The 14,913-nt window shown below is 35.1% G+C and carries 8 protein-coding genes; 6 read left to right on the forward strand and 2 right to left on the reverse strand.

From position 1 onward, the window contains the following. Positions 1-14 precede the first annotated feature (14 nt). The 5 genes from QMA06_RS10215 to QMA06_RS10235 all read left to right on the forward strand — a co-directional run bounded on the left by QMA06_RS10215 (position 15) and on the right by QMA06_RS10235 (position 10,617). Positions 15-950, forward strand: coding sequence for a PorP/SprF family type IX secretion system membrane protein (locus QMA06_RS10215; protein ID WP_290206752.1), 936 nt, complete (start codon positions 15-17; stop codon positions 948-950). A gap of 18 nt (positions 951-968) precedes the next feature. Continuing rightward, the gene (locus QMA06_RS10220; protein WP_290206753.1) at positions 969-2,843 is read left to right on the forward strand and encodes an OmpA family protein; all 1,875 of its coding nucleotides are present in this window, start codon (positions 969-971) and stop codon (positions 2,841-2,843) included. A 198-nt stretch (positions 2,844-3,041) separates the two neighbouring features. Then, positions 3,042-8,993: a T9SS type B sorting domain-containing protein gene (locus QMA06_RS10225; RefSeq protein ID WP_290206754.1), complete on the forward strand. Its 5,952-nt coding sequence runs from the start codon at positions 3,042-3,044 to the stop codon at positions 8,991-8,993. Positions 8,994-9,446: 453 nt separating this feature from the next. Next, the gene (locus tag QMA06_RS10230; RefSeq protein WP_290206755.1) at positions 9,447-10,211 is read left to right on the forward strand and encodes an SOS response-associated peptidase; all 765 of its coding nucleotides are present in this window, start codon (positions 9,447-9,449) and stop codon (positions 10,209-10,211) included. Positions 10,212-10,227: 16 nt separating this feature from the next. Next, positions 10,228-10,617, forward strand: coding sequence for an acyl-CoA thioesterase (locus tag QMA06_RS10235; RefSeq protein ID WP_290206957.1), 390 nt, complete (start codon positions 10,228-10,230; stop codon positions 10,615-10,617). A 5-nt stretch (positions 10,618-10,622) separates the two neighbouring features. Here the strand turns inward: QMA06_RS10235 and QMA06_RS10240 are convergent, their stop codons facing one another. Next, positions 10,623-11,855: a mechanosensitive ion channel family protein gene (locus QMA06_RS10240; RefSeq protein WP_290206756.1), complete on the reverse strand. Its 1,233-nt coding sequence runs from the start codon at positions 11,853-11,855 to the stop codon at positions 10,623-10,625. Then, a complete protein-coding gene (locus tag QMA06_RS10245; protein WP_290206757.1) occupies positions 11,848-12,141 on the reverse strand; it encodes a DUF3817 domain-containing protein in 294 nt (97 codons plus the stop codon). The genes QMA06_RS10240 and QMA06_RS10245 overlap by 8 nt, the downstream gene beginning before the upstream one ends. A gap of 133 nt (positions 12,142-12,274) precedes the next feature. Between QMA06_RS10245 and QMA06_RS10250 the strand changes: the two genes are divergently transcribed. Next, positions 12,275-14,746: a zinc-dependent metalloprotease gene (locus tag QMA06_RS10250; RefSeq protein ID WP_290206758.1), complete on the forward strand. Its 2,472-nt coding sequence runs from the start codon at positions 12,275-12,277 to the stop codon at positions 14,744-14,746. Positions 14,747-14,913 lie beyond the last annotated feature (167 nt).

Below are 14,913 nucleotides of genomic sequence, written 5' to 3' on the forward strand. Positions count from 1 at the left end.
AAAGTAATTTACAGATGAAAAAAATATATTTCACAATCGCTTTCGCACTTATGATTATAGTAAGTGTTAGTGCACAGCAAGATCCACAATATACGCAGTATATGTATAATATGAATGTTGTAAACCCAGCTTATGCTGGTTCTAAAGAAGCCTTATCCATCGGATTATTATACAGATCACAATGGGTTGGTATTACAGACGCACCAAAAACGGGAACTCTGGCGGTTCACAGTCCTATAGGTAAAAATGTAGGTTTGGGACTATCGGTAATCTCAGATAAAATAGGACCCGTTGAAGAAAACAACGTCTTTGCCGATTTTTCATATACCTTAAATTTAGGAGGTGAACATCGATTGGCTTTTGGGCTTAAAGCCGGAGCTACGTTTCACAACATAGGCTTGTTTAGCGATATAGGAAATGGCTTTGTGCCAGACGCAGGTGATGAAGCCTTTAGCGAAAATACAAGCAATACGTATTTGAATATTGGATCAGGTGCCTTTTATTATACGGATAAATATTATGTGTCTTTATCGGTACCAAATATGCTAAAAAGTACTTATTTAGATGTAACGAATAACGGCCAGGAAATCAACTACGGATCAGAGGTTTTGCATTATTTTCTTTCTGCAGGTTATGTGTTCGATTTGGCGGCCAACACAAAATTTAAACCTTCATTTTTATTAAAATCAGCTTTTGGTGCACCAACATCTTTAGATCTTTCAGCAAACTTCTTGTTTTATGATAAGTTTGAAGTTGGAGCCACCTACCGTTTGGATGATTCGGTCGGTGCCATGGCAAATTTTGCGGTAACACCAGATATAAGAATTGGGTATGCCTACGATTACACAACCTCAGACCTTAATATAAAATCATCGGGTTCACATGAGGTCATGTTATTGTTCGACTTAAATTTTGCCAAAAAAGTATCCATTTCACCTCGATTTTTCTAACATTCTAAACATATTAAAATGAAAAATATATATCGTCTTTTAAGCTTGTTTTTAGTAATTACGTATTCAAGTTTCGGACAAAATAAACACACAGAAAAAGCAGATAAACTTTACAATGGCTATCAATATGTTGACGCTATTGAAGCTTATCAAAAAATTGTTGCCGATAATGAGGCAGATACCTATGTCTATAAGCAATTAGCGGATAGTTATTATAAAATATTTAATATAGCAGAAGCTTCAAAATGGTATAAAAAAGCATTGGAAAACAATCAAGATGCGGAAACCCATTTTCGCTATGCACAAGTTCTAAAATCGCAAGGTGAGTATGATGCTGCCAATAAACGAATGGATGTATTCGCAAAAATGAATCCAGAAGATGTACGTGCAAAGGCGCATTTAAAAAATCCTAATTATATGCCACAATTAGCTGATATTTCTAAAACATTTAATGTTGAAAAAGTTGACATCAATGACGACAAGCAGAGTGATTTTGGCGCGGTGCTATCTAATGACAATATCCTATATTTTGTAAGCACAAGAAAAACATCAGGAAAAGAAGACGCATGGACTAATCAACCTTATTTGGATATTTATAAATCAGTGAGAAATGATGATGGTACATTATCAGATCCTGAAGACGTTGAAGATTTAAACACAATGTTTCATGATGGTCCTATATCGATTACTGCAGATGGAAAAACCATGTATTTTTCGAGAGATGGCCATACCGAAGGGTTTTTTAAGAAGAACAAGAAAAAACGTATAAAAGTTGCGCAACAAGGTATTTATAAAGCGACTTTAATTGAAGGCAAATGGGAAAATATTAAAGCCTTACCAATAAATAGTAAGGATTATACGGTAAGTCACCCAAGTATAAGCAGCGATGGTAAAACCCTTTATTTTGCGTCAAATATGCCAAGTGGGTTTGGAGATACCGATATCTGGAAAATAAGTGTCAATGAGGATACATACGGAGAACCCGAAAATTTAGGGCCACTTGTAAACACTTCAGGCAAGGAAGGCTTTCCCTATATAAGCGAAGATAGAATATTGTATTTCGCTTCAAGTGGACGACAAGGTTTTGGGGGACTGGATATTTTTAAATTTGATGTAAATGAAAATAAAGAAGCAGAAAATTTGGGAAACGCACTAAACACTAAAAGAGACGATTTTGCTTTTAGTGTGAACAATACATTTAAAGTCGGTTATTTTTCTTCAAACAGATCTGGAGTTGATAATATTTATATAGCCACTCCTATTTGCCAGTTTCAAACTGTAACTATGGTCAAGAATGCAGAATCTGGTGCTGTTTTGTCTAATGCAAATGTTACGATATTAGATGGACAGCTTAATGAAATGGCTTCAAAAAGATCCGATAAAAACGGTAAAGCAAGCTTTAATGTCAGTTGCGATAACACTTATACGCTACATGTGTCGATAGATGGTTATGAATCAGGTTCTTTTAAAGTTGAAAAGTCCGATGGAAAAGAAGTGATCGTCAACGCAAATTTAAAGCCTATAAATGAAATGATTACGGATACCGAAGTAAAATTGAACAACATTTACTTCGAATTTAATAAAAGTAATATTACTAATCGGGGAGCATTGGAATTAGACCGATTGGTAGAAGTCATGAAAGATCATCCAGATATGAAAATTTTGGTAAGATCGCATACCGATTCTAAGGGAAGTGCGGATTACAACTTGAAACTTTCTGATAAGAGAGCACAGTCAACCATGCAATATTTAATTTCTCAAGGCATCAATGCTGATCGATTATCTGCAAAAGGTATGGGACAGACGGATCCGAAAATAGATTGTAAATCTGATTGTACCGAAGACGAGGATGCACAAAATAGACGTTCCGAGTTTTTAATTGTTACAAAGTAACAACCAAATATAACGATATTAACAGGCAAATTTTTTTTAGAAAAGATTTGAATCATATACTTTTATATCAATTGATGATTGATAAAAATTGAATTTTAGTTTCTATAAAAAAGTAAAACACAACAGACAAGACTTTGACCTTTTAAAAAATTAGAAGCATTAAAGTCAGTTTGTTAGGCAGATGCATAAAAATAATAAATGAAGAAGATTTTACTCTTAATAATTTGTATAGTACTTTTTTCAAACCTACAAGCACAAGAACCAAATGATTGTATTGATGCTGTAGTAATATGTGGTAACGGTACATTTTCATCTAATGCAACAGGATCTGGTGATGATTTTGAGATCAACGGTTGTGGAGGTTTTGAGCATAACTCATTGTGGTTAGAAGTAAATATAGTTCAGGCAGGGACTTTAGGCTTTAATCTCATTCCTGATGATCCAGACATTATGGTCGATTATGATTTCTGGGTATTCGAGGCGAATAGCGTGTGTTCTAGTTTGGGGCCTATAATCCGTTGTGCCACTACAAACCCAAATGCAGCAGGACTTTCCGATAACCGAACAGGAATTAATGGAAGTACAACGTTAACCCAAACAGGACCTGGTGCTAATGGAAATGGTTATGTCTATTGGTTAAATGTCGAAGTCGGCGAATCTTATTTTATCGTTATTGATAGACCAGCAGGTGAAGGTGGATTTCAGTTGGAATGGACAGGAACAGCTACAGAAGGCACTGGAGCTTTTCCCGCTCCACCAGAAGCTAATGAAATTGAAGATGTTAAGCAATGCAGCAGTAATCCAGATATTGCTGTATTCAATCTTGACGGTTTAAAACCGAGTATCAATGCAGAATCAGATATTACCATAGACTTCTACGAGACAATTGCGGACGCCACAGACGATATTAATGAATTACCTGGAATATACGCTAATACTGACAATCCGCAGCAAATCTATGCCAAAGTAAAATCTGGAGTCACCGATTGTTATACTTTAGTTGATTTTAATTTAGTGGTTACACCGATCCCTACAGCTGCAGTAGTAGCGTCGAGTGCCGCCATTTGTGAAGGAGAAGAAGTGATATTTACCATCACGGCTACACCAGATTCTATGGTGCGTTATAATATAAATGGTGGCACAACGGAAGAAATTATTATTGATAATACAGGTACGGCGACCTTAGTTCAAAACCCAACCATAGATACGGTATTTAATCTAGAGGATGCACAAATTTTGAGTGCAACAGATACTGTAGTTTGTTCCCAGGTATTGACCGACATGGCTTCGGTCACCGTAAGTTCCAATACAGCACCAACCATAGTTAATAATTCGCCAATTTGTGAAGGAGATGATGGTGAGCTACAGTTTTCAGGTGATCCTAATGCCACAATTTCTTATGCTATAGAAGGTGGGGTTACTCAAAACTTTAATTTAGATGCCTTAGGAAATTTCACGCTAACACTGCCTGCATTAAACATCAATACTAGTATTGAAATTATTTCAGTAACCAGTGCAGCACCATCTAATTGTGAACAGATCTTAAATATTTCGGAAAGCATTATGGTGAATTCGTTGCCAACCGTTATAGATCCAGAGCCTTTATTGGCATGTGATAATGGAATTAATCCTAATTCCGCACCATTTAATTTAGACGATCAAAGTGCAGCTATTTCCAATAACGCACCCAATGTTACAGTTACTTATTACGCTACACAGTTTTTAGCCGAAGCAGGAAATACAACTGATGCTTTGACATCTCCATATAATAGCATTTCCCCGAATCAAATTATTTTTGTTCGTGTTGAAAGCGATTTGGGATGCACCGCATTTACTACAATGAGCTTACAAGTTGTTGGCGCACCCATTGCTAATACGGCTACAGCTTTAATATCATGTGACACGAATAATTTAGGAATCGGAACTTTTGATTTAACTCAAGCCGAAGCTGAGGTCATCGCAGGAAACACATTTACTGTTCAAGTTTCTTATTTTATGTCATTGGCAGAAGCCGATGCGGGAATGCCTTTCATTACAGACCCAACGGCATTTGAGAATACAGATCCTTATAACCAAACCGTTTATGTTCGTGTTGATACTGATGCTAATGGAACTGATTGTTATAACACGTCTACATTAAATTTAGAAGTATTCGATACTCCAATTATTACCACTCCAGAAGCACTTGAAACTTGTGATGATGCTAGCAACGATGGTTTGGCATCATTTAATTTGGATGATCAAACACCAATAATATTAAATGGGGCGACTGGAATTACTGTAACGTATCACGAATCACAAACCGATGCAGAAAACAATGACGGTTCTCTTCCAAGTTTATATACGAATGATAGTAACAATCAAACCATATATGTTCGTGCAGAAAATGATCTGAACACTGATTGTTTTACAACTACCACTTTCGATCTTATAGTGAACCCGCTTCCAACCTTAATAGCGGCAACACCTTTAGAAGTCTGTGATGACGGAAATCCAGATGGTCTTACTGAAATGGATCTGAGTATTAAAAATGCTGAAATAACAGGAAATAATCCCAACTATTCGGTAAGTTATTATGAAACTATAGCAGATGCAATTTCAGAAACAGATGCGCTGCCAACGTTATATACTAACACCAGCAACGGACAAATTCTACAGGTCCGTGTAGAAAATACCATTACGGAATGTTTTAATTTTTCAACTTTAGAACTGCTTGTACAACAAGCACCGGTGGCAAACGATCCGACACCTTTAGATTTCTGTGATCCCGATAGCGATGGTTTCGGAACCTTTGACTTAACGAGTAAGGATGATGAGATAACAGGTGGCGATGCGACATTAACGGTTAGTTACCACGAAACGATGGCAGATGCCGATAACAACGTCAACCCAGTATCAAGTCCTTACAATAATATTGTGATAAACTCGCAAACACTTTATGCTCGTGTGGAAAGTTCCACGATTTCTACGGATTGTGATACCATAGTGACCATGGAGATTATTGTTAACCAAACACCACAGTTGGGAGGTACAGCACCCGAACCTTTTGAGATTTGCGATGACAGCTCAGTAGATGGTTATGGGCAGTTTGACCTTACGAGCAAAGTTTCTGAGATTCTTCAGAATATAGCAGACCCAACATTATATACCGTATCATTTTATCTGAACGAAACCGATGCGGATGAGGCATTAAATGCTATAATGAATGAAACGAACTATACTAATAGTGATGATTTTAATCAAACTTTATGGGTTAGGGTAGAAGATAATGTATCAGGCTGTTATAAATTGACAACATTAGAGTTACTCGTAAATCCAATTCCTATATTGGTTCAAACCGTACCTTTAATGCTTTGTGATGATAATAATCCGGGTGATCAAATTGAAGCCTTCACGTTGGAAGATGCTTCAAATGAAATACTCAACGGGCAATCTGGCATTGATTTAACGTATTTTGAAACACAAGCTGATTTAGATGCTGATACCAATCCGCTTTCAAGTCCTTATGAAAATATCGAAAACCCACAAACTATATTTGTAAAAGCGATCAATTCTGAAACTGGTTGTGTTAATACATCATTATTAACATTACGGGTAAGGCCAATTCCGTCCCCAACAGCCCCAATGGATTTAGAACTCTGCGACGATGATGCAGATGGATTTACCGAATTTAATTTAGAAGATAGAACCATTGAAATTATGGGCGGGGAATTAGATATTGAAATAACGTATCACGAAACTCTAGAAGATGCCAATACTGGCAGCAATGCTATTGCAAGTCCATATACCAATATTGTAATTGATGAACAAACCATTTATATCCGAGCCACTAACACTGTAACAGGTTGTTATGATATTTCCAAAACAATGACTATTCGTGTTTTAGAAATACCACAAGCACCAAATAATATAGAACCATATACTATATGTGATACAGATGCCAATGGTTTCGCACAATTTGATTTGACTTTAAAAAATTCAGAAATTATAGGAAATCAAACCGATGTTAATCTAACCTATCATATTTCACAGGCTGATGCATTATTAGGAAATAATCCGATATCAACCCCTGCAAGTTACACTAATACTGCTAATCCACAGACCATTTTTGTTCGTTTGAAAAACGATAATAACGTTTGTTCTGATTTAGGTTCTTTCGAAATTAGCGTAGAGTTACCACCAGAAGCCATACAGCCATCACCATTGGAACTATGTGATGATGACATTGCCGATGAAATTACGACATTTAACCTGACCGTTAAAAACGATGAAATCACAGGAGGTGAAGGGAGCTGGAGTGTTGCTTATTATGAAACATTGGCTAATGCACAAGATGAAACCGATGCTGTAAATGCAGAAGCTTATACCAACACAGCCATAGGTACTGCGGAAGCCAATCCACAAACCTTAATCGCTGTTGTAACTGATACTGATACGGGTTGTACGGATATGGTTACACTGACCATCCGCGTAATACCTAACCCAACACCAACAGCGCTATTGCCAGATTTGGAATTATGTGATGTTGAAAATACTGGAGATATGGAAGAGGTATTTGATTTAACGACCAATGAACTTTTAGTGTTCAATGGGGAAGCAAATGTGTCCGCAAGTTATTACGATAGCTACCAAGCAGCAGAGATAGGACTCGATGCCATAACTGATCCTACACAGTTTCAAAATACAAGTACTCCTCAACAAATTTATATACGTGTTGCCAACAACATTACTGAATGTTTTACTATTGTGGATTTTACTTTAATCGTTAATCCATTGCCAGAAGTGGTTGCAATCACGGATTTTATACAATGCGAACTTTTTACCGACGGCATCGCCAATTTTGACTTGAAGACCAAAGACGCCGAAGTATTGAACGGACAGGATCCCTCACAATTTATAGTGAGTTACCATGAAAGTCAAACCGATGCGGATGAAGGCATGAACGCCGTGGTAAGTCCATATATCAACACCATGAACTTGCAAACAATCCATGTAAGGATTACCAATAGCGATACCGAATGTTTTGTTAGCTCACAGCTGTTTACGCTCGAGGTTCAAGAAGCAGCGCAGGCCAATCCTAATATGGATGCGATACTTTACGAGACATGTGATGGCAATATGGAAACGGACGGTAATCCAGCCAACGACAGTGCACAATTTAATTTAGCAATAAAAGACACAGAGGTGTTAGACGGCCAAAATCCATTAAATTATATGGTGACTTATTATGCTACCGAAGATGATGCAAATAATAATGTCAATCCATTACCAACCTTGTATGAAAATGTAGTAAATCCACAAGTGATCTATGCAAGGGTGGATAATGATACGCCAGATACAATAACAGGAGAGGACACGTCCATTTGCTATGCTTTAGCCGAAATAACGCTGAAAGTCAGTCAGTTGCCAGAATTCGACTTGGATGATAGTTATACCTTGTGTGTAAACACGAACGGTAGTGAAGTTTTGGATACATTGGTTATAGATACGAACTTGTCTGCAACGGACTATAGTTTTGTGTGGTATTTTAATGAAACAGAACTGAAAGGTGAGACTGGACCGAGTCTAATGCCCAGCCAAGGAGGTACGTATCGTGTCGACGTTACCAATTTGATTACCAATTGTTTTAATACGGATAGCGCAGAGGTACACGAAAGCGGCCCTCCAAACATTTCCGTTACTCTACTATCACAAGCTTTTGCGGATAACCATGTTATAAAAGTGGAAGTGATATCGGGAGATGAATTTGGTGATTATGAATTCAGTCTCGATGATGGCCCATGGCAAGATGAAACCTTATTTAATAGCGTATCACCAGGCCAGCATCATATCATAGCAAGAGACAAAAACGGCTGTGGTTCTACTACCGAATCCGTATTTATCATTGATTACCCGTTATATTTTACGCCTAATGGAGATGGCCAGAACGAAACATGGAATATCGATGGTATCGATGGTTCTGCAAAAATCTACATCTTTGATCGTTACGGAAAGCTGTTGAAGCAGATAAGTCCCACAGGTTTAGGCTGGGACGGTATATATAATGGTAATGCTATGCCAACTAATAGTTATTGGTTTACAGTAGAATATAACGAGCCTTTGACTGGAGAACGTAAAGAATTTCGAGCGTATTTTACTTTGAAGCGGTAAACGAAATTATTTTAGAAATAAACTGGATGATAAAATGATCATTCAGTTTTTTTTTATAGAAAAGTTTAAATATTCACCACGCATTATAATTTCTTTTGTTTTAGTTCAATCCTACATAGAAAACAAAACGATTTCTGCCAATTCAACTTTTAAAGTTGAATAAAATGATGGTGAATGACTTATCTAAATGTTCATGGAATAATTACAAAACCTTTATTTTTTTTTTAAGCATTAAAAGTTATGCTGTAATATTATCCGTTTTAGCACTTTAATAATTTTATCCTAAGATTTATCTTTTTCGGGTAATTATCTATAATTTTGAAATGAGCAGTTAATCAGACACTAATATTTTTTAAGTGCCAATTTTTATCTCTTTTTAGTATAAGACATGTATTAATTAAATTGGTTTTCTTATACTGACGATGTGTAGAACTAATAAATCTGGTCAAAATTATGTGCTACGATATCAAAGCAAGTTACGAAGCTCAATTAAAAAGGGCAAAAAGGCGAGGTGATAAAAGAGCTATTGAAGAAATTATTGAAAATTTAATTCCTTATACGGATTTACCAATTTTCCATGCATCTGGTTTTAAGCATCCAGAAATGCTTATATACCCAGACGCTTCAACGGATTATCCTATAGTTGCAACTTGGGGAATGGTTCCGCCCTGGATTTCAGATCAAGATCAAATAAAATCGATATGGAATAAAACATTGAATGCGAGAGGTGAAACGATATTTGAAAAACCGTCCTTTAAAACCGCAGCATTACACAATAGATGTTTGATTTATATCGATGGTTTTTATGAACATCACCACTTCGATAATAAAGTATATCCTTTCTTTATTCAACGACAAGATGAACAGCCAATTGCGTTAGCAGGTCTTTGGAATGAATGGGAGAATCCTGCAAATGGTGGTAAGATGACAACATTTTCAATAGTAACCACAAAGGGTAATTCTTTAATGTCTAAAATACATAATAACCCCAAATTAAAAGGGCCAAGAATGCCGTTGATTCTGTCTCAAAAATTAGAAGATGAATGGCTAAAACCTATCGTTAATAACGATGATAAATTAAAAATTAAAGAAATTACCGAAGCTTCACCTAGCGTTGAATTAAAAGCACACACGGTAAATAAATTGAGAGGTAAAGATTATCTTGGAAATACAGAGTGTATTTCTAAAGCGGTAAATTATAAAGAATTAATTTTTTAAATATACAAGATATATGATGAGATTTCACACCAGAAAATGGGTAAAACCAGAAGATTTAAATCCAAATGGTACATTATTCGGAGGACAACTTCTAGCATGGATCGATGAAGAAGCCGCACTTTATACTATTATTCAACTCGAAAATTCTAAAATTGTTACCAAATACATGTCTGAAATTAACTTTATGGCTTCTGCTAGACAAGGTGACATCATTGAAATAGGAATTGAAGTAACTAAGTTTGGAAAATCGTCAATTACCTTAAAATGCGAAGTTCGTAATAAAATGACCAGAGAAACGATTCTTACGGTAGATAATATTATAATGGTTAATCTGGGTGCTGATGGTAACCCAAAACCGCATAATAAAACTGAAGTTGAGTTTGTAAAGGACCGATTAAGTAATTAATTGGTTTATTTACCTAAGGACAATTCATATATTTCTAATTCAAAATACTTGACGGCTGCTAAAACATGGTCAAAGATATCTCCAATTATAAATTCGTAATTTTCCCAACGTTGATCTTTACTAAAACAATAAATTTCCATAGGTATTCCCTGTGAGGTCGGTTCTAATTGGCGCACCATTAAAGTCATATTTTCATTAATCGCCGAGTGTTTTTCGATATAAGTTTGAAGATATTTTCTAAACACCCCAAAGTTGGTTAAATTAATGCCATTAATTAAAACCGATTTGTCTGCTCCGTGTGCGATATTGTAATCTATAACTTCTTTAGATTTGGATTCAATATAATCTGAAACTAATTGAATTTTTTTCAGTTTTTCAATATCTTCAGCATCTAAAAATTTTATAGTAGAAACCTTTATAATAACGGATCTTTTAATTCGACGACCTCCAGAATCCTTCATACCACGCCAATTCTTAAAAGAATCTGAAATTAAAGCGTAGGTCGGAATCGTTGTAATGGTCATATCCCAATTCTGTACCTTAACGGTGGCCAAATTAATTTCGATAACATCACCATCGGCACCATATTTTTCAAAAGTTATCCAATCTCCAATCCGAACCATGTCATTTATGGAAACTTGGATACTGGCTACAAAACCGAGAATAGTATCTTTAAAAATGAGGATAATGATTGCCGATGCTGCACCTAGGGTAGTTGCAAATTTTACGAAAGATATACCCGTAATAATCGCAATAGCAGAAAAGGCACCAATAAGCCAAGCAAATATCATAAATACCTGAATGTAGCTATCTATTGGTTTATCTCTATATTGGGATTTTGTTTTAAGATAATCTTTTATAGATTTAAGAATACTCCTTATAATGCTCAGCGTTAGTATTATACCAATGACCATCAGCGTTTTTTGAATGATCGTTTCGGCATAACTAAAATCGGAAAATACTTGAGGCACAAACTCAATTAATATAATCAGAGGAATAATATGTGCAATATTTCTAGGAAGTTTATTATCTAATAGTATATTATCAAAATTAGTTTTTGTGCGTTTAGCAACACCTGCAGAAAACCTCCAGAGTAACCGTTTTGTCACATAATCTATTATAAAAGCAAAAAACACTACGGCACATAATAAAATAAGCATATTAATATAGCTAGCCGTATCTTCTGATAGTCCTTTTTCTACTAGAAAATCGAAAATAAAGTGTCGAATATTAGACATTCTTTTTAGATAAAAATTTCTTATCTACATAAAAGGTTCCAAAGGGAATGATGGATGCTGCTAAAACAGTGAATAAAGTTCTGTTGTTCCATTTCAAATCGCTACTAATAATTACCGCTATTACAATATAAGCTATAAATAAAACTCCATGTGGCATTCCTAGCATTTTTACATATTGGGGATCGTTATTCATATATTTTATAGGCACCGCTATAAACAATAATAAGAGATAGGATACCCCTTCTAATAAGGCAGTAATTCTAAAGATTGGCATTAATAGTCGCATCGTTCTAAATTTGTACAAAAATATGTTAGAATTAGATAAAAAGCGTGGTTTTTAACAGCTTTTAAGAAATTATACGATAATAAAATTCTTTAATTATCTTTATGCATACTTTTCAATTATTAAACATCAATTTATGAAAAAAATTCTAATTCTAGCACTCTGTTCATTTATTGTGCTCTCTTGTGCCACAGCACAATCTACCGGCAAACAAAACAATAGTTCCAAAACGACTCAGACCACTTCCAAAAATCCTAAAAATAAAACTAATGGAATAAAAGATTATAATAAAATTATAACAAAAGATGCCGTAACTGATACAGGGTTGTTTGATGTTCATGTAATTGGTGAGAAGTACTATTTTGAAATACCTATGGAGCATCTCAATACCGATATGCTATTAGTAAGTCGGTTTGCGAAATTACCATCAAATCTAGGTGGTGGCTATGTTAATGCAGGAACAAAAACCAATACCCGGATGATAAATTGGGAGCGTTTTAAAAATAAAATTTTAATCAAAGAGAAGTCGTCAAGTGCTGTTGCCGCTGATAGTTTACCCATTAACGTTTCTGTAAAATCCAATAATTACGAACCTACTTTATATGCATTCGATATTAAAGCATTTTCAGAGGATTCGACTACGGTCGTAATCGATGTTACTAGTTTTTACGGAACTGATGTAAAATCTATTAGTGGTTTAGGTTCTCGTTTACGTTCCACTTATAAAGTAAAGAATTTAGACAAATCTAGAAGTTTTATTAATTCGATGAAAAGTTTCCCCGAAAATATAGAAGTTAAACAAGATTTTACATACAATGCGTCTAAACCACCAGTTAATACAGGCGATGAAACCATAAGTGTGCAGATGAATCAATCTATGATTTTGTTACCGAAGGTTCCTATGCAACCACGACTTTTTGATGAACGTGTAGGCTGGTTTACCTTAAGCAAATATGATTATAGTAGTGAAGAATTAAAAGCTGATAGAAAAACATATTTAAGACGTTGGAAATTAATTCCTAAAGATATTGAGGCTTATAAACGTGGAGAATTAGTAGAACCTATTAAACCCATTGTTTATTACTTAGATCCTGCCACACCCATGAAATTTAGATCGTATATGAAAGAAGGCATTGAACTTTGGCAAACGGCCTTTGAAGCTGCAGGATTTAAAAATGCCATCATCGCAAAAGATCCTCCAACAAAAGAAGAAGATCCTGATTTTAGCCCAGAAGACATTAGGTATTCTGTTGTAAGATATGTTGCCAGTACTACAAGAAATGCTACGGGCCCAAGTGTATCAGATCCTAGAAGTGGGGAAATAATTGAAAGCGATATAATTTGGTATCACAATCATTTGCGCTCATACAGAAATCGTTATCTATTGGAAACAGGAGCTGCAAACCCATCGGCTAGAACTTTAAATACTCCAGAAAAAGAGATTGGAGAAATGATGAAAATGGTAATTGCACACGAAGTTGGGCATACCTTGGGATTACCACATAATATGAGTGCAAGTTATGCTTATGATGTGGAAAATTATAGAAATGGCGATTTTACGCAAAAAAATGGGATTGCCGCAACCATAATGGATTATGCACGTTATAATTATATTGCACAACCTGGCGATGAAAACATTAGATTTATTAGACAATTAGGACCTTATGATGATTATGCAATAAATTATGGTTACCGTTATATAGATAACGCAAAGTCTGCTGATGATGAAAAAGAAATTTTGAACAGTTGGGTTTTGGAGAAATCAAATAACCCTATTTATAAATTCGGAAAACAAAGTAGTCGATTTGATCCTACAGCACAAACTGAAGATATTGGAAATAACAGCATAAAAGCTAGTACGTATGGTTTAAAAAATTTGAAGATTGTTTCTAAGAATTTACCACAATGGACCAGTGATAAAACGGATAAATACGAAGATCTTGAAGAACTTTATGGCGAATTGTTAAGTGTTTGGGGACGTTATGTTGGGCATGTTGTTTCACATGTAGGCGGAGTAGTGGAGGATACTAAAACTCCATCTCAAGATGGTGCTGTTTATAATCCGGTTTCAAAGACTTATCAGCAATCGGCTATAGAATGGTTACATGATAATGCTTTTGAAACCCCAAGCTGGTTAATTGAAAAATCGATTCTTCAAAATATAGATTATGCTGGTTATACTGATCGCATTCGCCGTCTTCAATCGCGACATTTAAATAACTTATTAAATTTTGAACGGTTAGGACGTCTCATTGATCATAACGCTCTAGATTCTAAAAATTATTCTGCACTAGAAATGTTACAAGATATTAGAAAAGGAATCTGGTCAGAAACTAGGAGCGGACAAGATGTTTCGGTATTTAGAAGAAATCTTCAACGTTCTTATTTAGATGCGATGTCTAAATTAATGACGGAAGATTTAGATCCAGAAAGAAGTAGACAATATTTTAATGTTAATCAATCAGATGTTAGAGCTATAGTGAGAGGTGAGTTAAATATAGTTAAGAATATGCTTAACGCTGCATCAAAACTGAATGTAAATACAGAAACGAAATATCATTACAAAGATGCTATCGAACGTATTAATGTACTTTTTAATCCGAAATAACTGATTTTATATTAACAAAATAACCTGATAAGATGATAAAAGCCTAACTGAATTATGTATTTATATTAAAGTTTTTTAGGTAAAATAAAAAGTCGAGATGCGTTAATTATAATATTTGGTATAGAAATTGTATCTTTGTGATTAGTTTATTGAAGATATACTACACA

Origin of the sequence: Winogradskyella bathintestinalis (assembly GCF_030407435.1) — a bacterium.
Classification (GTDB): domain Bacteria; phylum Bacteroidota; class Bacteroidia; order Flavobacteriales; family Flavobacteriaceae; genus Winogradskyella; species Winogradskyella bathintestinalis.

Bases quoted from the DNA above. Each gene is read 5' to 3' on its own strand.
- QMA06_RS10215 (WP_290206752.1), top strand. From the start codon at position 15: ATGAAAAAAATATATTTCACAATCGCTTTCGCACTTATGATTATAGTA.
- QMA06_RS10220 (WP_290206753.1), top strand. From the start codon at position 969: ATGAAAAATATATATCGTCTTTTAAGCTTGTTTTTAGTAATTACGTAT.
- QMA06_RS10225 (WP_290206754.1), top strand. From the start codon at position 3,042: ATGAAGAAGATTTTACTCTTAATAATTTGTATAGTACTTTTTTCAAAC.
- QMA06_RS10230 (WP_290206755.1), top strand. From the start codon at position 9,447: ATGTGCTACGATATCAAAGCAAGTTACGAAGCTCAATTAAAAAGGGCA.
- QMA06_RS10235 (WP_290206957.1), top strand. From the start codon at position 10,228: ATGAGATTTCACACCAGAAAATGGGTAAAACCAGAAGATTTAAATCCA.
- QMA06_RS10240 (WP_290206756.1), bottom strand. From the start codon at position 11,855: ATGTCTAATATTCGACACTTTATTTTCGATTTTCTAGTAGAAAAAGGA.
- QMA06_RS10245 (WP_290206757.1), bottom strand. From the start codon at position 12,141: ATGCGACTATTAATGCCAATCTTTAGAATTACTGCCTTATTAGAAGGG.
- QMA06_RS10250 (WP_290206758.1), top strand. From the start codon at position 12,275: ATGAAAAAAATTCTAATTCTAGCACTCTGTTCATTTATTGTGCTCTCT.